The 19,790-nt window shown below is 48.3% G+C and carries 18 protein-coding genes, 1 tRNA gene and 1 pseudogene; 13 read left to right on the top strand and 7 right to left on the bottom strand.

Features of this window, described 5'->3' with window-relative positions:
* Positions 1-38: 38 nt before the first annotated feature.
* Positions 39-389 carry a DUF1830 domain-containing protein gene (locus H6F72_RS21985; protein ID WP_190440864.1) on the bottom strand — a complete coding sequence of 117 codons (351 nt, stop codon included), beginning with the start codon at positions 387-389 and terminating at the stop codon, positions 39-41.
* A 519-nt stretch (positions 390-908) separates the two neighbouring features.
* Between H6F72_RS21985 and H6F72_RS21980 the strand changes: the two genes are divergently transcribed.
* From H6F72_RS21980 to H6F72_RS21970, 3 genes are all read left to right on the top strand, one after another.
* Positions 909-2,483 (top strand): photosystem II high light acclimation radical SAM protein, encoded by a 1,575-nt coding sequence (locus tag H6F72_RS21980; RefSeq protein WP_190440861.1) that lies wholly within the window; start codon positions 909-911, stop codon positions 2,481-2,483.
* A gap of 100 nt (positions 2,484-2,583) precedes the next feature.
* Positions 2,584-4,065: a DICT sensory domain-containing protein gene (locus H6F72_RS21975; protein ID WP_190440859.1), complete on the top strand. Its 1,482-nt coding sequence runs from the start codon at positions 2,584-2,586 to the stop codon at positions 4,063-4,065.
* On the top strand, positions 4,055-4,711 hold the full coding sequence (locus H6F72_RS21970) for a pentapeptide repeat-containing protein (RefSeq protein WP_190440856.1): 657 nt from the start codon (positions 4,055-4,057) through the stop codon (positions 4,709-4,711). Before H6F72_RS21975 ends, H6F72_RS21970 begins: the two co-directional genes overlap by 11 nt.
* Positions 4,712-4,766: 55 nt before the next feature.
* Here the strand turns inward: H6F72_RS21970 and H6F72_RS21965 are convergent, their stop codons facing one another.
* Positions 4,767-5,660, bottom strand: coding sequence for a CPBP family intramembrane glutamic endopeptidase (locus tag H6F72_RS21965; protein WP_190440854.1), 894 nt, complete (start codon positions 5,658-5,660; stop codon positions 4,767-4,769).
* A gap of 23 nt (positions 5,661-5,683) precedes the next feature.
* Positions 5,684-5,965 (bottom strand): ATP-dependent Clp protease adapter ClpS, encoded by a 282-nt coding sequence (gene clpS / locus H6F72_RS21960; RefSeq protein ID WP_190440850.1) that lies wholly within the window; start codon positions 5,963-5,965, stop codon positions 5,684-5,686.
* 320 nt (positions 5,966-6,285) lie between these two features.
* Between clpS and H6F72_RS21955 the strand changes: the two genes are divergently transcribed.
* On the top strand, positions 6,286-6,690 hold the full coding sequence (locus tag H6F72_RS21955) for a hypothetical protein (protein ID WP_190440847.1): 405 nt from the start codon (positions 6,286-6,288) through the stop codon (positions 6,688-6,690).
* Between the two features lie 233 nt (positions 6,691-6,923).
* Here the strand turns inward: H6F72_RS21955 and H6F72_RS21950 are convergent, their stop codons facing one another.
* Positions 6,924-7,118: a hypothetical protein gene (locus tag H6F72_RS21950; RefSeq protein WP_190440844.1), complete on the bottom strand. Its 195-nt coding sequence runs from the start codon at positions 7,116-7,118 to the stop codon at positions 6,924-6,926.
* An 897-nt stretch (positions 7,119-8,015) separates the two neighbouring features.
* Here H6F72_RS21950 and H6F72_RS21945 point away from each other — a divergent pair.
* The 4 genes from H6F72_RS21945 to H6F72_RS21930 all read left to right on the top strand — a co-directional run bounded on the left by H6F72_RS21945 (position 8,016) and on the right by H6F72_RS21930 (position 14,793).
* Entirely contained in the window at positions 8,016-8,360 is a 345-nt protein-coding gene (locus H6F72_RS21945; RefSeq protein ID WP_190440841.1) for an STAS domain-containing protein, read from the top strand.
* 152 nt (positions 8,361-8,512) lie between these two features.
* The gene (locus H6F72_RS21940; protein WP_190440840.1) at positions 8,513-11,227 is read left to right on the top strand and encodes a TIGR03960 family B12-binding radical SAM protein; all 2,715 of its coding nucleotides are present in this window, start codon (positions 8,513-8,515) and stop codon (positions 11,225-11,227) included.
* A gap of 611 nt (positions 11,228-11,838) precedes the next feature.
* A complete protein-coding gene (locus H6F72_RS21935; RefSeq protein WP_190440838.1) occupies positions 11,839-14,082 on the top strand; it encodes an Rne/Rng family ribonuclease in 2,244 nt (747 codons plus the stop codon).
* 27 nt (positions 14,083-14,109) lie between these two features.
* The gene (locus H6F72_RS21930) at positions 14,110-14,793 is read left to right on the top strand and encodes a ribonuclease HII (protein ID WP_190440837.1); all 684 of its coding nucleotides are present in this window, start codon (positions 14,110-14,112) and stop codon (positions 14,791-14,793) included.
* 28 nt (positions 14,794-14,821) lie between these two features.
* On the opposite strand, the gene H6F72_RS21925 is transcribed toward H6F72_RS21930, so the two are convergent.
* On the bottom strand, positions 14,822-15,439 hold the full coding sequence (locus H6F72_RS21925; RefSeq protein WP_370527547.1) for a DUF1997 domain-containing protein: 618 nt from the start codon (positions 15,437-15,439) through the stop codon (positions 14,822-14,824).
* Between the two features lie 178 nt (positions 15,440-15,617).
* On the opposite strand from H6F72_RS21925, the gene pheA reads away from it, so the two are divergent.
* The 5 genes from pheA (at position 15,618) to H6F72_RS21900 (ending at position 18,233) form a co-directional block, all read left to right on the top strand.
* On the top strand, positions 15,618-16,484 hold the full coding sequence (pheA, locus tag H6F72_RS21920; RefSeq protein WP_190440836.1) for a prephenate dehydratase: 867 nt from the start codon (positions 15,618-15,620) through the stop codon (positions 16,482-16,484).
* A gap of 224 nt (positions 16,485-16,708) precedes the next feature.
* Positions 16,709-16,954, top strand: coding sequence for a hypothetical protein (locus tag H6F72_RS21915; protein WP_190440835.1), 246 nt, complete (start codon positions 16,709-16,711; stop codon positions 16,952-16,954).
* A complete protein-coding gene (locus H6F72_RS21910) occupies positions 16,930-17,280 on the top strand; it encodes a hypothetical protein (protein ID WP_190440834.1) in 351 nt (116 codons plus the stop codon). Before H6F72_RS21915 ends, H6F72_RS21910 begins: the two co-directional genes overlap by 25 nt.
* A 236-nt stretch (positions 17,281-17,516) precedes the next feature.
* Positions 17,517-17,587: transfer RNA gene (locus H6F72_RS21905), tRNA-Cys, on the top strand.
* Between the two features lie 208 nt (positions 17,588-17,795).
* Positions 17,796-18,233, top strand: coding sequence for an N-acetyltransferase family protein (locus H6F72_RS21900; protein ID WP_370527546.1), 438 nt, complete (start codon positions 17,796-17,798; stop codon positions 18,231-18,233).
* Positions 18,234-18,319: 86 nt separating this feature from the next.
* Here H6F72_RS21900 and aroC read toward each other — a convergent pair whose 3' ends face one another.
* Positions 18,320-19,408 carry a chorismate synthase gene (aroC, locus tag H6F72_RS21895; protein ID WP_190440829.1) on the bottom strand — a complete coding sequence of 363 codons (1,089 nt, stop codon included), beginning with the start codon at positions 19,406-19,408 and terminating at the stop codon, positions 18,320-18,322.
* 112 nt (positions 19,409-19,520) lie between these two features.
* Positions 19,521-19,790 (bottom strand): annotated as a pseudogene (locus H6F72_RS21890) (photosystem II q(b) protein); the annotation flags it as partial.

Raw genomic sequence — 19,790 nt, 5'->3', positions numbered from 1 at the left:
CTTGTTTACATGCAACTATCCATCAGGATGAATTTGCGTCAAGCGGTGGCGGCTAGAGGTTCTACGACGCCGAGCCCTTCATTTTTCTCTTCTTTACGTTGCTCACTCGCTGTGTCCAAGCCTGGGTACACTTCAGCTTCAATCCACAGCTCGGAACAGGGGATATTGTCCGATAAAATAGCGCTAGCCATCATGCCTGTATGAATCTCTAATTGAGCCTCTGGTGGGGCTTCAAACAGCAAGCGCTGGCCGGGAAACACAACCCGCTCAAAGTACCAATTCGCTACATTGGTAATTCGTGCGATCTGAATCTGACTCGTGGCATTGACATAGCAGCAAAAAATAGGATCAGGCTGATCAGAAGGAACTGGATCAAGGAGTTGAGCCATAATTTTGAGGAGCTTAAAGCCGTAGGTAGATTTATATTCGGAACACTATCACCCCCGATCCCCGGTAGCTGTAAACATGACTACCATCCAGTTTGTCCCTTGTAGATCTTCATCAATATCTCTACCAATAGGTAGAGTGGAACCAACCTAAAGAGCTGCTGGTTAAGGCTTTTGGGGGATTGTTGAACTGACAAGCTTTACAAACCTACAGGCCTACTTTATTGAAACTTCTTTAAGCTCCAGGTGCATTACTTTTTCGGGTGAGAGCGAAAAATCACCATGCTAACTAGGAAGGCCAATGGTATCGTAAAGTTATATAAAACAATTTTCAGAATTCCTGTAGGCATGCAGATGTTGCTGAGTTTGTCTCCAGGGATTTGAACTTGAGAACTGCTAGTGACATTCAGGCTGTGTCATGCTCCTCAGCTGGGTTCTGGTTTGCTTGATTACTCGTCTTAATCTGAAATTTCTTTTTTGTGCTTGATTGTGAGACTCAAAAATTCTTAACACCACACTGTGATGCACCATCGAGTTCTCTACGTTCGCCTTCCTTGTAATCCGATTTTTCCCCTTGGCGTTGTCTATTTAGCTGATCACCTGCACAAGCTGTTTCCTAGCTTAGAACAACGAATTTTTGACTTGGGAACGGTGCCACCCCTAGATTTCGCTTCAGCTTTAGATGCTTGTGTGGATCAGTTTCGACCCACGTTACTGGTTTTTTCGTGGCGAGACATTCAGATTTATGCTCCTGTCGGGGGGCGTGGCGGCAATCCTCTGCAATATGCCTTTGAGTTTTTCTACGCTCGTAATCCCTTTGTGAAGCTACGAGGAGCTTTGGGAGGATTTCGAGTTACCAGCGCCTACTATACAGAGCTTTGGCGAAATTTAGGCTTGATTAAGCGTGGCTTGAGACGGGCGCAAAAATATCATCCTGAAGCTCGCCTAGTCGTGGGTGGCGGAGCAGTTAGCGTCTTCTACGAGCAGTTAGGCAAGAAGTTGCCCGCCGGGACGATTGTGTCTGTGGGGGAAGGTGAAACGCTGCTAGAGAAGCTGCTTCGAGGCCAAGAGTTTCGAGATGAGCGCTGTTATGTCGTGGGAGAAGCCAAACCGCGCGATCGCTTGATTCATGAGTGGCCCACGCCAATCCAGAAAACAGCTTGCGACTACGACTACATCAGCGGCATCTGGCCTGAATTTGAATACTACTTCCAAGAAAGTGACTTCTATGTGGGGGTACAAACCAAGCGGGGCTGTCCTCATAACTGTTGCTACTGCGTCTATACCGTGGTGGAAGGAAAGCAAGTCCGGGTGAATCCAGCCGATGAAGTGGTGGCTGAGATGCGCCAACTCTACGATCGCGGCATTCGCAACTTCTGGTTTACCGACGCTCAGTTTATTCCTGCCCGCAAATACATTGATGACGCGATCGAGCTGCTGCAAAAAATTGTTGATTCGGGTATGGAGGACGTTCACTGGGCTGCCTACATCCGAGCTGACAACCTGAATCCGCAGTTGTGTGACCTCATGGTCAAAACTGGCATGAATTACTTCGAGATCGGCATCACCAGCGGTTCTCAAGAACTCGTGCGGAAGATGCGGATGGGTTACAACTTGCGGACAGTACTGCAAAACTGTCGTGACCTCAAGGCAGCGGGCTTTAAGGATGTTGTGTCTGTGAATTATTCATTTAACGTGATTGACGAGCGTCCGGACACGATTCGCCAAACGATCGCCTATCACCGCGAGTTAGAGAGTATCTTCGGCGCAGATAAGGTAGAGCCTGCCATCTTCTTTATTGGCTTGCAACCCCATACTCATTTAGAAGAGTACGCCCTAGACAAAGGCATTTTGCAGGCGGGTTACGACCCCATGAGCTTGATGCCTTGGACGGCGAAGAAACTGCTCTGGAATCCCGAACCGATGGGGTCATTCTTTGGTGAGGTTTGTCTACAAGCTTGGAAGCAAAACCCGAACGATTTTGGTCGAGAGGTAATGCGCATTCTCGAAAGTAAGCTAGGCCGAGCTGACCTAGAGGAAGCATTGACAGCCCCGATTGCTCCGACGGAGAAACAACTAGCGACTTCTGCCTCATAGCATCTATAACAATTGAGCGCTAAAGAAGTAGTTTTACTTATGACTAAGGCGCATTTACCACCGTACGCTTGAACTACGCATTCCTAGTGATATTTCAATCATGTTAGAAGGTTCTATTCTGCAAAAGCTAGAGGCGGCTCATCAAACAGGTGAGACAGGAAAGCGCCCTCTGAGCTTTGGGGTTTATTACAAAAACACTTTAGTTGCTTTGTGCCACGCCTTGGAGGACTGCATTCTTAGCTGTAGTAGCCCCCCGTTGGTGATTACCGCCTTTCAGCGGGGTAAATGGTATTTGCAAGAAGCAGATCGCTATGGCGACCTAGCAGCGCGATCGCGGCAAGTGGTAATTATGGCTGCGCCTGACTCAGGCTTTACCGAACACCCCACTAGTCAGCGCGAGAATGTAGCGATAGTTGGTCTAGAGCCAGCAGACCCAGTGGCCCAAGAGTGGCACCTGATCATTCTGTCACCCACCTACACGGCGATGGTGTTGTGCCAAGAGTTATCTGCGGCTGACTACGGCCCTGGGGGTTTGCCGACAGAGGACCGCGAGCGAAAGTTTTATGGCTTCTGGACCTTTGAACCGAACTTGGTGCAAGAAACTGTGGAGTTGGCGATCGCTCATCTTGGTCCTTACGATCCAGAGCTGCAAAAAACTCTCCAAGCTCAAATGACTGCGATCGCCAATGAAGCAACGCAAGCCGAATCAGACGATCTTTGTGGGGTGGTCTCACGGGTGGTTGACTACCTCAAAGCCAGTCAGCAAGATTTAGGCCAACTTCCCTTTACCGAAGAGCTTCACCCCGACGTTCTAGACCACAATCTAATCTCAAATGAGCTACAGGCATTTCTGCGAATTGCCCAACTCAGCGACCTGACAGATATTAAAAATCCGATGGCAGCAGCTGAGGTAGCGGCCTTGGCCGAAATGATGGGCCAACTGCTGGATTTACCCGCGTGGCAACTGCACCGTCTCCGCTTAGCTGGCATGTTGCACCGCATTGCTCCCATGCAGGAAGCAGAGAGCTTATCTGGAGGACATGCCCTCCAGGCCCAAGAGGAAGCGCCTAGTTGTCCGTTAAGTTGTCCCTTAGTGCCGGGTGCCCAAGTTCTCAGAACTCTGCCTCGTCTCAGTGCGATCGCCACGATTATTAATCACCAAACCGAGTGGTGGAATGGCTCTGGTCATCCTGCTGGCTTGGCGGGTGATGAAATTCCTCTAGAATCGCGGATTTTAGGCTTGGTAGAAGCTTTTCAACGGCGAGTAGCTGATTTGCGACTGGCTTATGTTCAGGGTGGCTCTCAGGGCGATCGCGCATTCAATTTAGAAGCAGCCCTCTCGCAAGTTTTAGCTGAATGCCAAACTTATCAAGGCACTCGTTGGGACCCCAAGCTGGTAGAGGTTCTCGCCTTGATGGTGTGTGGGTTACAGCAGGGTCTCAGTTTACCGCTTACCCCCCATCGCGTCACCTCTGGGATGTGGTTACTGGATGCTCGATTAGAAGAAGCAGCCTATCCCTTCTCCAGTGACACTGGAAATTCCGAAAAGACCGCAGCTGTAGGAGGCACTCATGGACATTGAGTCAATTCGCTCTGGGCAGTTGAAGCAGCTGGCGGGAGTTAATCTGGAAGATGAAGACCTCTCTAACCTGGATCTAAGTGGAATTAACTTAGCAGGTGCGTCTTTAGTGGGGGTTAACTTTAATCGCACTAAGCTAGCGAGAGCGCGTTTGGACGGTGCCAACTTAATTGGGGCGCAATTGGTAGGGGCAGATTTGCGGACTAATCTGCTAGGGGCCAATCTGATGCAGGCGGATCTCACAGGGGCAGACCTCCGAGGCAGCAACCTGCGAGGCGCTAACTTAATGCGGGCTAAGCTAACTCAGACCATTTTCACAGGTGCTTTTCTCAGCGGGGCCAACTTGGTTGGCGTGAATTTGCAAGGAGTGGACTTGCGGAGTGCCGACTTGCGAGGCGCTAACCTAAGTGGAGCCAATCTGCAAGGCGCTAACCTGAGTCAAGCCGATTTACAAGGAGCTTTACTGAGTGAAGCGAACTTAGAAGAAGCCGACTTACAAGGCGCTAATTTGGCAGGAGCTAACTTGAGCGGGGCTAACTTGCTCTGTGCTGAACTCAAAGATGCCAACTTGAATGGTGTGAATTTGGCAAGCACTTGCTTATTAGGAACTGCATTGGATGCCCTGGCACCTGCGGCTCAGAATCGATAATTGCTTGAGGCTATCGGAACTAGAACTGGGACTAGAGTGGGTTTAAGTCTAGAGGTTAGCGTTTGGCGATCGCTTGCCGTCTTCTAGCCGCTAGATTCATGCCTAGGGCAATCAAGCTCAAGCACAAAATTCCTATTGCTCCAGCTAGAGGATTGCTATCAATCCCTGTAATCCACTCTGGGATGCGGTTAGAGTAGCGAATTAACCCACCAACATTAATGATGTAGTAGCCCCAAACTAGTCCTGTATGTAAGCCAGTAGGTAGCCCTAGCTGACCTTGAAAACGAGGTCGGGCTCGATCAGATGGTTCATCTAAACTTGCTTTGGCGTGAGTTGCTCGCTTAGCCCAACCCAAAGCTAAACCGAGCAACACTAAAGCGGGAAAGTTGATCCAAGTGCGGCGAATTTCAGCGATCGGTTTGATGAAGTGGGCCAGAGCAAATACGGTACTAGCAACCCCAAGTGCTGTAGTGGGTCGATAATCTCGCTCTAACTCATGTAACAACCAACCGCGAAAAAATAGTTCTTCCGCAAACCCAATTCCTAAAGAAACCAGCAACCCTTCCAAAATGATTTGAAGCAGAAACACAGAAGGCGATCGCCAATTTAGCCACCCTAGCGCTCCTTTAACTAAAAACATCCCTAACAAGCTGCATACGCCTATCCCCAAACCCCCCAGCAGCTCTAGCCCGTTTTGTCGCGAAAGCTTTAGGCCATAACTTTGCAGAATGGTTGTGTCTTGGTAAACCCGTCGCCCCCAGAACCGCGCTAGCAAAATAAACTCGACGTACAGCAATGTCAGAGTCAGAATGCTAATCAGATTCTGATCATCTAGCAACCAATAAATCGGCCCTGCTACAGGTAGCCAAACCAGCAGCAGGGAGACTACGAAAATTGCTAAGCGAATTGGGGCAGGATAATGAGCTAGGCGAGTCAGATGGAGCTTCAAGTTAGGAACGTCTTTTGTGGCTTTTACTCGTCTGGCTCAATTGTGCTACTAAGGCCGTGCGTTTTGAGAGTTTCGCTATAGAACTCAGCATGCTCTTGGGCACAGGTAATGACTAGAGCCATGCCATTGCTGTGGGCTTCCATCATGATGCTAACCGCCTGTGGCTGAGTCAGGCTAGGAACTGTATGTATCAAGGTCTGCACCACATACTCCATAGAGTTGTAGTCATCGTTGTGCAGTAAAACCCGGTAGCGTGGTGCAAGCTTACGGGCCGTTGAACGTTGTTCAATGGTCTCGACAGACATTGCTCTCCTCTCTTCTAATAAACGGACTATAAAGACTGATTGGCTTTAGCGGCTCTAATGGTTGACCTGCCACCTAAACTACTTTGTGTAGGCTAGGCTTGGAGTTGGTTAGCAAAGTTCTCTTGGAGCTTGGAGTATCACAACTTATGAGTCTGTTGCTAACTGAAACAATCAGGCAGTTCATTGCTAGGTCTACTTAATAATACTTAAATTCCCTAATCTCGTGACCCCTGTCAGGGAAATTACTCTTCTACAAGATGGGATTCTAACTTCTAAAATAGGAGAACGCAGAACTTGTAGTTCTTCTGTTGTCTGTGTTGATGGACCGCCCTAACGATTTTCAGCCACATCAAATTCTTTATCTGCAACACGATCGCGATCGCCTTTATGTTGAGCTAATTCAGCAAATAGTATCGCGTCAAATGTATTGGTCTCGGCCTCTAGCCCTTGTCACGGATGTTGCTTGTTATCCTACCGTTGGTCACTACCAACCTATCTGGGAGACGAGCGAGTCAGCCATTTATGATTTACGTCAAGCGCCCGACCTGCTTTGGCCTGCGTTATTGTTTCAGCCTGCTTTAGATACTGAGGTCATGCCACTACTAAGCACCCTCTACGCTTCAGAGACTGAGGCTTACCCAGAAACTGCTCAGGTAGCTCATCAACGGCTCAGGCATTTCATGCACCAAATTTGGGCAGCGGCTCCAGAAGCCTTTCGAGCCTAAAAATTCTACATCAGATTTTATAGAGATTTTACGGTTCACCAGTACACAGTCCTTGGTTTGGTGTTCTAGCGCTATTCAGATGCACCGCGAATTCACAGCGCCTTTAAGTCCAAAGCCTTACTACAATCATTTTGCTTTTTCGACAAATCGCTTTCTCAGCGAATTAAGGCCGCGATCGCAAAACTAACAAATAAAAAATTTACTTGACTTTAGCTACTACTAATTGAGAAACGCTAGGGACTAGCAACTAACTGAATTCGGCCTGCATCCATCTCAGCCATCAGTAGTTCAAGGGCTTCATAATCTACATCGGAAATGTAACCCCGGCGAGTTAGCTCGTAGTTGATTTCGTTCTCAATATCAGGCGTCAACTTTTTGAAATACAAAGCTTTTTCTACTAAATGTCGAATAACAGCAGTTGCTTGCATGGCAGGATTACTAGAACTTCATACTTAGAATTCTCTACCGAGCTTGTAAGTAAAAAGGTGATCGCAAACCGTATTTTTAAGTGATCCTCGTCACGATTTTGCTCGAAATCTTCCGTGTTTTAAGGGAAGTCTTGTCTAGGCTGAATTTGAGCAAAACACAATGTCTTTAAATAGTTTTAATAAGGTTAACGAAAGATTAAAACTAGCAGATTTACATTTAAGTATTTTAGCAGTGCTACTACGGCTTTTAATCTATGACTGTACTCTAGGCAACAACTTTACTCCAGAAAAAGATTTAGCTTAAAGAACAGTAAAATCATGCCATTGGATGATTGACAACCATAAAAAACTAAAGCTCTTCTCTGAAAGATGCGTAGATTTAGTTTTTAGAGTTAAGCCTTAGTTCAGGATAGCTAATTATGGCGGCCATTAAAGAATGGAATCATACTGCGGACGCTGAAAGGCTAGCTATTCCAAGGTTTAGCTTTGAGTGTGGTTTTCCTAGACGCGCTGAATTTTTCCACAAGTTTCCATTTTAAGCATGCCCTCATCGGATTTTCTGCTACTTAACTTCCCTACTCGGGCAGGGCAAAATTTTTTTGTATATCTAATTGAGTAAATTTTAACTGCTTGTAAGGAGGTCTACTCTGAAAAAAGCGTTAGCTAAAGGAGCAATATTTTAGGATTCATCTCAGATCGGCCCAGAAAACCGGAAATTAGTAGTCTGTCATACCATTCCGTAATAACACTTACCCAAAACTTTAAACATATGGGGCGATCGCATGAAGATTCCGCAAATTAGCCTTAGGGCAGTAGGCGAACGGAAAGGCGACCGACTATGGTCTAAACATCGTATTAAAGTTCTTTTTGATTTTTAGTGCTTACGGGATTGCGGTTATGAAAACTGTTCTGCTTCAGCCTCAAGTTACAGTGGTGCAGCCTCAAGGCCATATCAATGCTTCAAATTCCGTTGAGTTGCAGCAGCAACTAACGACCGCTGTCTCCTCTCGACAACCTCAAGTCGTGTTGATTGACATGAGCAAGGTAGAGTCTTTAGATAGCACAGGGCTGATGACCTTAGTGTCTGCTCTCAGCTCGGCTCAACGCTTCAACCACCGCTTTAGCCTTTGCTGTATGTCTGCTCCTATCCGGATTATTTTTGAGTTGACTCAGCTCGATCGCGTATTTGAAATCTTTGAGGATCGAGCTTCCTTTGAAGCAGCGATCGCCGTTACTGCTTAGCTCCTATGGCTGCTAGCTCTGCCCACAGCCACTAAATTCTTAGGTTCCACAACTGCTCGAACGGTTGCTCAAGACATTTCAGTATAGTAGTAGGGCGAACTACTAACTGAAAGACAGTCGCAGTTGCTGGAACCAAAAGAGAGCTTTTTGCCGTGGCAGTTGCAATCGAAGAATTACTGACTCCTGAAATTTTGCGACCAGCCCGCTACCTGGGCAATGAGCTGGGAGCTTTCCATAAAGGTTGGGACAGCGCCTCGGTACGCTGGGTGCTGACATATCCAGAAATCTATGAGGTAGGTGCGTCTAACTTAGGCCACATCATCCTCTACAACATTCTCAACACCCAACCTCGGCAGCTATGCGATCGCGCTTATTTGCCTGCGCCAGATTTGGCAAGTAAGCTACGCAGTACCCAAACGTCGTTGTTTGCTGTAGAGTCGCGGCGATCGCTGACTGATTTTGATATCTTGGGCTTCAGCCTCAGCTACGAGCTAGGGGCTACCAATATTTTAGAAATGCTTGATTTGGCAAGTATCCCGCTGACCTGGCGAGAACGAGCCACAACAGAACCTTGGAACGTCCAACAAGGTAGTTACCCGCTGATTTTTGCGGGTGGGCAAACGGCTACCTCTAACCCAGAGCCTTACGCAGAATTTTTCGATTTTATTGCTTTAGGCGATGGTGAAGAACTGTTGCCCGAAATTGGCCTAGTTCTAGAAGAAGGCAAAGCGGTAGGGCTAAACCGAGAACAACTACTTCTAGATCTGGCTCAGGTTCCGGGAGTCTACGTACCCCAGTTCTACGATATGGCGGCGGATGGTTCGGTGCATCCCAATCGTCCCGGTGTGCCCGAGCGCGTTTTACGGCGGGTTGCTGTGCCGCTTCCAGCTTATTCGATTGGCTTGGTGCCTTACGTCCAAACGGTTCACGATCGCCTCACCATTGAGGTACGCCGTGGTTGCACCCGTGGCTGCCGCTTTTGTCAACCGGGAATGCTGACTCGCCCAGCTAGAGACGTAGAACCCGAACAGGTGGTAGAGGCGATCGAGCAAGGGATGCGAGCTACAGGCTATAACGAGTTTTCCTTATTGTCTTTGAGTTGTTCCGATTATTTAGCGCTGCCTGCCGTAGGTGTGGAGATTAAGAATCGGCTCAAAGATGAAAATATCTCTCTTTCTTTGCCGAGCCAGCGCGTCGATCGCTTTGACGAAAATATTGCCAACATGATTGGCGGTACGCGCCAAATGGGGCTGACCTTTGCCCCGGAAGCAGGAACGCAACGCCTCCGCGACATTATTAATAAAGGTTTAACCAACGAAGAACTACTGCGAGGCGTGAAAACTGCCCACGACCAAGGTTGGGATAAGGTCAAGCTTTACTTCATGATTGGCTTGCCAGGTGAGACCGATGCTGATGTGATTGGTATTGTCGAAACCGTGCGTTGGTTGCAGCAAGAATGCCGCAGCAAGGGCCGCAAATCCCTCAGCTTCAATCTGACCATTTCCAACTTCACTCCTAAGCCCCACACGCCTTTCCAATGGCACTCGGTTTCAACTACGGAATTTGAGCGCAAACAAGCCTTACTCCGGGAGGAGTTCCGGCGCATTCGGGGGTTAAAGGTTAACTTCACCGATGTTCGAATTTCGGCGATGGAAGATTTTGTGGGTCGGGGCGATCGCCGTCTATCTGCTGTCGTGCGGCGAGCTTGGGAACTAGGCGCAGGGATGGATTCCTGGTGGGAAAGCCTAGAGCGTGCGTTTGGGGCTTGGACTCAGGCGATCGCTGAGGCAGGCTTGTCTTGGAAATACCGCCAAGTGGAGCAAGGCGAATGGAGCCTCATGGCAATAAATGAGTCGGTTGCTCATGAACTCGCTTCTGGGGCCCCCAGTGCAGACGATCCGATGGTTAGCAATGATTATACAGACGCACGCTTAGACGCTCCACTGCCTTGGGACCACCTCGATACTGGCATTGATAAAAAGTGGCTCAAAGAAGACTTGCTACGGGCTTTAGCAACAGCGATCGTGCCCGACTGCTCGTTTGAAGGCTGCTCTCACTGTGGGGTTTGTGGGCCAGACTTTGGTCATAACGTGGCGATCGCACCGCCGCCCATCCCTGATTTTCAAGGTCACTTCACGCCGAATCAAGAGCGCTCGCAACGAATCCGGGTTTGGTTTGGCAAACAAGGCGACATGGCTTTGGTCAGCCACTTGGACTTGGTGCGGCTTTGGGATCGAATCATCCGCCGGGCTGCACTACCGATTGCCTTTACGGGTGGCTTTCACCCCATGCCTCGCATTTCCATCGCCAATGCGCTGCCTTTGGGTGCCACAAGTGCTGGAGAAATCGTTGACTTCGAATTGACTAAGCCCGTTGATGTGGATGTCTTTCAACAAAAGCTGACTGCTTGTCTGCCCGCTGACATTCCAATCTACCGCGCGGAAGTCGTGGATCTCAAAACGCCCTCGGCCACGCAGTTGCTAGAGCAAGCTGAATACTGGATTACAGTCACGGTTGCTGGGGATGAAGAACTAGCGAGTCTTAGCTACCCCCCTCCTGAGCAGTGGCAAGCTTGGATTAACGCAATTAAAGCTCAAGATACGATTGCTTGGGAACAGACAACCAAATCTGGCAAAGTGCAAACCATCAACTTGCGCGATCGCTTGTTTGAGCTAGCGTTGATGCCTGCTCATCCAGAGTTAGGCGAGGCTGCAATCGTCCTACGCTTTGTAGGTAGCTGCCGTAACGATGGCACTTTGCTGAAACCAGAGCAGGTGCTTTATATGTTGGAACAGGTATCTCAAAGAGAGTTACGGCTCTTACATACCCACCGCAATCAACTCGGTTTGGCCACGTCAGCTCAGTAATTAGGTCTCTTTAAGGGCAGGTCTGGTGCCTGCCCACTCAATGGTCAAGGGCAACCACTCTTTAAAGTATTGCGATTTCTAATCAAACTGATAGTATTCGGTTTATTTCTCAACCTTCGGAACGTAACTTTATAAACTGCAACTCAGGAAGTCCTAAAGATTGAAAGCTTTTCCTGAATTAAGGTGTATGCTTATTTTTAATCGCTGCCAACCTAACGGGGTAGCATCGAAGTATCTGCACGCTATAATGCTTCTCAGATAGAAGTAGTTGAAGAACAAGAGCCTTGAAAGTTGCCGCTGAGTAGTGGCCTAAGAAAGGATGTTCTAGCCTACTTCTGAAAGACTTTCTGCCGCCTGCGATTCCGCCGATTTCAGTACCTAAACCTTTATAGGAAGGTTCTGTTTTAGATTACTGCACTCGTTAGCGCCTGATTGCTGATTGTTCACTCAATCATCGATTCTTTCATTCGATTGTTTTGTAGGCGGTCTGCACCTCACCCGGCTGAGATGCACCCAGTCTACTTTTCTCCGACGTCAGCTTAAAGCCAGCAAAGTGTTAGAGGCGTAAGTGTTGTGGTGCCTTTACTGCTGCCAATTTTTGAGGAAATTGAATGCCAAAACAAATTATTATCGCTGAGCAGCATCGCATCGCTGCTGTTTTTTCTGAAGATCAAATCCAAGAGTTGATTGTTGCCACAGGTAGCCATCAGATTAGTGATGTGTACCTGGGTGTCGTTGAGAATGTTTTACCTGGCATTGACGCTGCCTTTGTGAACATCGGCGATTCTGAGCGGAATGGCTTCATCCATGTGACAGACCTAGGCCCACTGCGCTTAAGGCGCTCCGCCGCTTCCATTACGGAACTATTGGCTCCCCAGCAAAAAGTCTTAGTTCAGGTAATGAAAGAGCCGACAGGCAACAAAGGGCCTCGACTCACAGGGAATATCACACTGCCAGGACGCTACTTGGTCTTGATGCCCTACGGTAAAGGGGTGAACCTCTCGCGACGGATTCGCAACGAAAACGAGCGCAACCGTTTGAGAGCCCTCGCCATCTTAATTAAACCTGCTGGGATGGGGTTGCTGGTCAGAACTGAAGCAGAAGGAATGGCTGAAGAAGCGATTCTGGAAGATTTAGAAGCACTCCAAAAGCAGTGGGAGTCTATTTTACAAGAAGCTAGCTCCACTAGAGCCCCTGCGTTGCTGAACCGCGATGATGACTTCATTCAGCGGGTGTTGCGAGATACGTACAGTGGTGAGGTGAATCGGATTGTCGTAGATTCTCACACTGGTCTCAAGCGGGTGAAGCAGCACTTGATCAACTGGAGCGGTGGGCGATCGCCGCAGGGGGTATTGATTGATCAGCATCGCGATCGCATTTCTGTCTTAGAGTACTTCCGAGTTAATGCTGCAATTCGCGAAGCTCTGAAGCCCAGAGTTGACTTGCCTTCCGGTGGCTATATCATCATCGAGCCGACTGAGGCTTTGACTGTCATTGACGTGAACTCTGGCTCGTTCACGCGATCGGCCACAGCCCGCGAGACTGTACTTTGGACCAACTGCGAAGCTGCAACTGAAATTGCGCGTCAACTCCGCCTGCGTAATCTGGCTGGTGTAATCATTGTTGACTTCATCGACATGGATACTCGGCGGGACCAAATGCAAGTTCTGGAGCACTTTAACAAAGCGTTGAAATCAGACAAAGCCAGACCTCAAATCGCCCAACTGTCAGAGCTAGGCTTGGTTGAACTGACCCGGAAGCGTCAGGGTCAAAATATTTATGAACTGTTTGGTCGCACTTGCCAAACTTGTGGCGGTTTAGGGCACACGGTTCATTTACCCGGAGAAGTGCCTCAATACGACGCTGATGTAGCAGAGCGATCGGGCACCTTTGGGATGAGAGAATCTGCCGCTCCTAGTACAGAGCTGCGTGTGCGAATTCGCGAGCCAATCAATCGGGAGCCAATCAATCGCGAACTGATTAACAGAGAACCGATTAACAGAGAACCCCTGAATCCTGAACCCGCTACCTTTAGTCCTTGGGAGGGACGGAGTGATGACTTAGAGTTTGACAGTGGCAGCGATCCGCTAGAGCCAGATTTGATGAACCATCCCAATTATCAGGAGCGGGGTGGTCCTGGTAACAACCGTCGCCGTCGCCGTCGGCGGATTGGCATCACTTTAGGTGAAGGGGAAGTTGCTCCCAAGGGACCAATTAATCCTAGAGAGATTATTCCGGCTAAAACGATCGCAGTTAAGGCGGAGTTTATTGCTGAAGCCGAAACAGTGTCTCCTTTAGAGGACTTTCCCGTCATTGTCCCCAAGGAAGCTGAATCTGAAAGACCAGAGCGGGTAAAAACTACCAAGCGAGAGTTTATTAAGCCCGTTGTTGAACCTCCTGAAGTTGTCACCGTTGAGATGACGCCAGAAGAACAGGATGTGTTTGCGTTAATGGGTATTTCCCCCTTGGTTTTAGTGAACCGAGAAGTCAAAGACCCTAAATCTACGATTATTCAGGTTACTTTGCCTGGAGAAGCACCGCCTGTACCGAGCGCACCTGTTACTCCGACCGAGAATGGCGCGACTTCCTCGTCGGCTGTCGAATTTGCTTCCCCTCGCTCTGCTGAAGTGCCGCGGGTTGCTCCTCCGGTTAGAAACACCCCAGCTACTGTAGAAACTGCACCTCCAACAGTCTCACCCGTCTCGGAGGATGTAGTAGAACCGCTTCAGTCTGAGATAAATGAGGCTGAGGTAATACCTGTTACTACCGAAGCGGAGGAAGATAACCTAGGACCGGCTCGGCGTCGGCGTCGGCGCTCCTCTGCTGCTGACGCTTCCAACAAGGCTGAAAGCTAGGGGGCTTGGCGTTTGGCTAAGGTGGCAATGCAGGCTAAGCAGCTTAAACTTCTAGAAGCACCAGATTTCCTTTACACTCAGGAACTGATTGCTGGTGTGGATGAAGTAGGCCGAGGCGCTTTATTTGGGCCTGTGGTAGCGGCAGCCGTGATTTTGCCACCTAACAAACTTTCGTCTCTAGTTCAGGTGGGTGTTGCCGATAGCAAACAACTGTCGAGCGGGCAGAGACAACAATTAGCGGGTCACATTCGGACAGTTGCGATCGCCTGTCAAATCGGCCTTGCTTCTGTGGCCGAAATTGATCGACTCAACATCTTGCAAGCTTCGCTGTTAGCCATGCACAGAGCTATCTCGAAGTTACAAGTTCAGCCAAGCTTGTGTTTGATTGATGGTAATCAAAAAATTCCGAGGCTAGCCATTGCTCAACAGACCTTAGTCAAAGGCGACCAAAACTCGGTTGCGATCGCGGCAGCTAGCATTGTTGCCAAGGTTTCGCGAGATCAATTCATTGCTCGTTTAGCAGCTCATTATCCAGCTTACGATCTGCTGGCTAACAAAGGATATGGGACTACTCGACATCGCCAAGCTTTGCAGCGGCTAGGACCTTCTCCCTTGCACCGCCGTTCGTTTGCTCCTTGTCGGGTGCGCGAGTCTAGCACTGCGTCCGTACTTGAGGCGATCGCGCCCACCTGCACTCAATTAGAACTTTAACTATCCGGATGATTAGTGCAGCAAAAGACTAGGTTGTCGGGCTATTGATGGGCAAAGTAGCGGGTGGTGCTGTTGGTCTTGCCGCTTGAGCCTGAACCCAGCGTCGATAATCTGACAACAGCTGATGCATTAATCTTTGTTTGATGGTGAGCAATACACTTTTCAATAGACCATTACCTGTAGCTTCGAGTAATGGGCGAGGCATGAATGAAAAAGGTGGCGGCAGCTCTACGTTAACCTCTAAATTTGCCTGCCCTTTTAGGTGAGTGACTCCATACAACAACACTGGAGAGAGTTGGCCTGCGAGATTGAGTCTAAATCGTTGATTGATGTATTCCACTCCCCGAATCTCGCAGGCAATAGACTCTAGATGTACGGTTCCGTCACTGTCAGCCCATACTCTCATGTCAACAGTGGGTTGAATGCTTAGGTTCATGAAGGACAGAGGACGCATCTTTAAGCGGAAGCACTCTTCTGTTAGTAGCTCAACTCGACTAGGGTCGGCTAATGCATTCACGAGGCGTTGAGGTTGGCGTAAATAGTGTTGAATGGGAATAGGCTGTTCTGGAACAGCGATTTCCACCCCTTGGGATGCTACGAAGCGAGTGTACATGTGAGGATAAGTAAAGGTGCTGTTGCTATTCACTGAATTTTACAGTTTTTTTATAGTCTGAATCTCAGGCTTTTGAGAGAACAAGTAGTTTCACCCTTGTATAGTCCAGGTTTTCGTCAACGAATGATGATAGGTGATTAAATTTGACTTTTAAGAATCTTCATAAAACTAGTTACTTAGCTCCAGACTTACAAAGTAATAGATAGACTTTATGGCGGTATCAATTGCGCATTTGGGGCCTTCTGGCACCAATGCCGAGACAGCAGCATTGGCTTTTTCGCACCATTTGACCCAATCGACAGGCCAATCTACCCTGCTTTGTCCCTACTCCAACATTGGGCAAACTCTGCGAGCTGTAGCTCAAGGCGACACCCAGATGGCAGTTGTACCCGTGGAGAACTCAATTGAAGGGATTGTCACAATTACATTAGATACACTTTGGCAGTTCGATCAATTGCAGATTCAGCAAGCCTTGGTTTTGCCAATTGTGCATGCGCTACTGTCAAGAGCAAAGAATTTAGAAACAATCAAGACGGTCTATTCTCATCCTCAAGCCTTGGCTCAGTGCCAGGAGTGGCTAGAAAAGTTTCTACCGAACGCCCAACTCATTGCTAACAATTCCACTACTGAAGCCTTGCAGCTTTTGGATGATGACCCCACCATTGGTGCGATCGCCTCTCCAAGAGCCGCCCAACTCTATAACTTGCCCATGTTGGCTCATCCCATTAATGACTACCCAGGCAATTGCACCCGCTTTTGGGTTTTGAGTTTAGATTCTGCCCCTAGTGGTACTCATACTTCGCTTGGGTTTAGTGTTGCGGCTAATGTACCTGGAGCTTTGGTAAAGCCTTTACAAGTTTTGGCCGAACGGGGAATCAATCTGAGTCGGATTGAATCGCGCCCCACTAAGCGATCGCTCGGTGACTATTTATTTTTTATGGATTTTGAAGCAGACTTGCGAGAACCGTCTGTTCAAGCTGCTTTAGTAGAACTAAAAAACTATACTGAAACTTTTAAAATCTTCGGTAGTTACTCGGTAAAAAATATTCAACTAGAGACTCTATCCTCGCAGATCTAAAACCTCAGTTCTTATCAACTTGAGTGATACTTCATATTCAGCTTGCTAGAGTCTGAGTAATAAATTGAGTAAGAGTAGCCTTGAAATTCTTAGGGCTGGCCATTGATGCTGTAACACGGCTGAGCATAGCTCGTAAGTCAACCCAGCCAGAGCTTTCCCAGATTTAGATGCAACTTTATTTTCGAGGCACCGCTGGCTCTCTGTTTGGAGACACGCTGTTAACTATGGCACCATTAATGCCTCAGTTTCGATTAGATTGCTATAACATACAGCCTAAAAAGAAAATAATAAATGTTAAAGGCTTTTCTGCCTCTTATGAAAGAAACTATCCTGTAATTAAAGTTCTAGAGCATCTTGCTACAGTTTTTGCTCTAGAAAATTTTCTCAAATGGTGTGAGGTCGTTGCCGATTATTCCATGCCTTTAAGAAAGCTGGAGTTAGGAAAATGTCCAAAACTATCGCCAATCTAACGCTGCCATTAGTTTCTTTGGAGATCGAAAACGTTTTAGATACCTATCACTACCATCCCTACCGCCAAGCGTTTGCGATACCAGAATTACGCGAGCAACTCATCGCTTATGTGCTCAATTGTGTGCCAGCTTGCTACGCCATGATTGAGGAGCACAGCGATTTAGAAGCAGACCCAACCTTAGTGCCTCGGCCCTTGCGCGATCGCCTGCGGTTAATGGTGAGAGAGGGAATTGAGCGCCTGGTTGAAAAAAACGCAGATTGGGTGAGCCACCACATTCCTCCAGAAATTACCTCAGGCTCTGCTCCCTCCAGTTGGTTTGGCTAATCCATTCCACTGATTTTCTGAGTTCTTAAAGGGGGTGCAGAGGCAGGTTCCCTAGTGAAGGTGCAGTCCCCACCCCTTTGTTCCCAACCTATTGACGAACGGTATACAACTAAACAGCCAGCAGGTGATCTCTGCTGGTAGATGCTCATGAACTGAAATATGCATGTTTGAAATAAAATCAAATTCAGATGATGAATTTGTGAAAAGATTTGATATACTTGTAATCCTGAAAGGTTGGCGGCATGGCCAAGTGGTAAGGCAGAGGACTGCAAATCCTTTACCCCCAGTTCGAATCTGGGTGCCGCCTTTTAAATTTGTTTTCTATCTTCTCGCAGAAAGCCTTTTGTAGCAAGAACTTCAAGTGCTTTCTAGGAAAGGTTAGTTTGCAAAATACGGATCAATCCGTATGCCGAAGGCACTAAAACAGGATTATCAAGCTGAGACAGATTATCCTACTGGTTTTGAGGTGATTGAGGATTTAATGAGTGAGAATCCGATCCGCCAACTCCGATGACGTGGCACTAATTTTCTCGTTCATTCAGAAGAAGGCAGAATTTGATCGAAATATCGGTGCTTTTTCCGGTAACTTGCAGACCTCCGAAGAAAAAATATACAAAACACTTTTTGGCGTAGTTCCCTTTTCTTACATCTTGTTCGCAGAGCTTTCAGGATGTGAAGTCGGCTTTGCCCTGTATGGATTCAGATACTCATCGTTTGCGGGTCAACCCAGTATTTGGCTCGACGATCTGTATGTAGATGAGGCGATGAGAAGCCAAGGTATAGGTGTGGCGTTAATGACTCGTCTAGCTCAAATTTCTCAGGAAAATGACTGTACTCATCTTGCCTGGAATGCTGATGCTCGCAATATTCGCGGACTTAGTTTCTATCACCGACTGGGTGCAGATATTACAGAGCAACACGGTCATCGATGTTTCCTCAGGTGGGTTCCGTAACCTGACCTCTAGCAAGCTATAGAAAACCTGGAGAAACTCTAGGTCTTCTCCAGGCGAATTGTTGTTGTCTCCAGTGGAGCGATCGCCTACAACACCTTACATTGACCGTGCTGCCGCAAAAGATGATCGCAAAGCACCAAGGCAACCATCGCTTCTACCATTGGTACTGCCCTTGGCAAAACGCAAGGATCATGACGACCTTTACCAGCAAGCGTCGTTTCTTCACCTTCCGTGGTAACAGTACGCTGCTCCTTACGAATCGTGGCGGTGGGCTTGAAGGCAACCCGAATCACGATATCTTCCCCGTTAGAGATGCCACCTTGAACACCGCCAGAACGGTTAGTGGCTGTACGAACTTCACCAGCTTCATCAATGTAAAATTCGTCATTATGCTCGCTGCCCATCATTAAGGTGCCAGAAAATCCAGAGCCAATCTCAAAGCCTTTGGTAGCGGGTAGGGACATTACTCCCTTGGCTAAGTCGGCTTCCAACTTATCAAACACGGGAGAACCAAGCCCTTTAGGAACGCTGCGAGCCACACATTCAACCACCCCACCTAGAGAATCACCTTGATCGCGAGCTGATTCCACAAGGGCGATCATTTGCTCGGCACATTCTAGGTTAGGGCAGCGCACAATGTTGCTTTCAACTTGCTCTAAAGTGACGGTTTTGGAATCAATCACCGCCTCTAAATCTTTAATCCGCTTGACATAACCTAAGACTTCAATGCCAGCAACCTGCTGCAAAATCTTCTTAGCGATCGCCCCTGCTGCCACCCGACCAATGGTTTCCCGTGCGGATGAGCGACCACCTCCTTGCCAGTTGCGAATGCCATATTTGGCATCATAAGTAGCATCGGCATGAGAAGGACGGTACTTCTCCACCATCTCGTCATAGTCTTGCGATCGGGTATCCTTATTCCGTACCAAGATCGCGATCGGAGTACCTAAGGTCTTGCCTTCAAAGACGCCAGAGAGAATTTCACAGGTATCGGCTTCTTTGCGAGGAGTGGTAATCTTGCTCTGTCCAGGCCGACGGCGATCGAGTTCAAACTGGATTTCTTCAGCAGAGATCTCTAGCTTCGGAGGGCAACCATCAATCACGACACCTACCCCACCGCCGTGAGATTCGCCAAAGGTTGTGATGCGGAATAAATGGCCGAAGGTGTTGCCCATATTTCTTTACATAACTCAGAAACTCTGATTTTAGCAGGGTTGAGGGTCAGCCATGCAAAAAGCGCCCCCCTTGCAGAGAGCGCCCTTTGTTTCGCTAGAGACTAGCTGAAGATTAACCGTGGATTGCAGGAGCGCTTAGCGCTACAGGAGCAGCTTCGCCCGCAGCTAGGTCAAGGGGGAAGTTGTGAGCGTTGCGCTCGTGCATCACTTCCATTCCCAAGTTCGCGCGGTTCAGCACGTCGGCCCAAGTGCCAATCACTTGACCCTGTGAGTCAATGATCGACTGGTTGAAGTTGAACCCGTTCAGGTTGAACGCCATCGTGCTGATGCCCAAGGACGTGAACCAGATGCCAATCACAGGCCATGCACCCAAGAAGAAGTG

It is taken from the genome of Trichocoleus sp. FACHB-46 (assembly GCF_014695385.1).
Taxonomy (GTDB): domain Bacteria; phylum Cyanobacteriota; class Cyanobacteriia; order FACHB-46; family FACHB-46; genus Trichocoleus.
This window is presented reverse-complemented; position numbering and strand designations above follow the sequence as displayed.

What these genes read in the sequence shown, in the direction of transcription:
- H6F72_RS21985 (WP_190440864.1), bottom strand. Translation starts at nt 389, where the DNA reads ATGGCTCAACTCCTTGATCCAGTTCCTTCTGATCAGCCTGATCCTATT.
- H6F72_RS21980 (WP_190440861.1), top strand. Translation starts at nt 909, where the DNA reads ATGCACCATCGAGTTCTCTACGTTCGCCTTCCTTGTAATCCGATTTTT.
- H6F72_RS21975 (WP_190440859.1), top strand. Translation starts at nt 2,584, where the DNA reads ATGTTAGAAGGTTCTATTCTGCAAAAGCTAGAGGCGGCTCATCAAACA.
- H6F72_RS21970 (WP_190440856.1), top strand. Translation starts at nt 4,055, where the DNA reads ATGGACATTGAGTCAATTCGCTCTGGGCAGTTGAAGCAGCTGGCGGGA.
- clpS (WP_190440850.1), bottom strand. Translation starts at nt 5,965, where the DNA reads ATGTCTGTCGAGACCATTGAACAACGTTCAACGGCCCGTAAGCTTGCA.
- H6F72_RS21955 (WP_190440847.1), top strand. Translation starts at nt 6,286, where the DNA reads ATGGACCGCCCTAACGATTTTCAGCCACATCAAATTCTTTATCTGCAA.
- H6F72_RS21950 (WP_190440844.1), bottom strand. Translation starts at nt 7,118, where the DNA reads ATGCAAGCAACTGCTGTTATTCGACATTTAGTAGAAAAAGCTTTGTAT.
- H6F72_RS21945 (WP_190440841.1), top strand. Translation starts at nt 8,016, where the DNA reads ATGAAAACTGTTCTGCTTCAGCCTCAAGTTACAGTGGTGCAGCCTCAA.
- H6F72_RS21935 (WP_190440838.1), top strand. Translation starts at nt 11,839, where the DNA reads ATGCCAAAACAAATTATTATCGCTGAGCAGCATCGCATCGCTGCTGTT.
- H6F72_RS21930 (WP_190440837.1), top strand. Translation starts at nt 14,110, where the DNA reads ATGCAGGCTAAGCAGCTTAAACTTCTAGAAGCACCAGATTTCCTTTAC.
- pheA (WP_190440836.1), top strand. Translation starts at nt 15,618, where the DNA reads ATGGCGGTATCAATTGCGCATTTGGGGCCTTCTGGCACCAATGCCGAG.
- H6F72_RS21915 (WP_190440835.1), top strand. Translation starts at nt 16,709, where the DNA reads ATGGCACCATTAATGCCTCAGTTTCGATTAGATTGCTATAACATACAG.
- H6F72_RS21910 (WP_190440834.1), top strand. Translation starts at nt 16,930, where the DNA reads ATGTCCAAAACTATCGCCAATCTAACGCTGCCATTAGTTTCTTTGGAG.
- aroC (WP_190440829.1), bottom strand. Translation starts at nt 19,408, where the DNA reads ATGGGCAACACCTTCGGCCATTTATTCCGCATCACAACCTTTGGCGAA.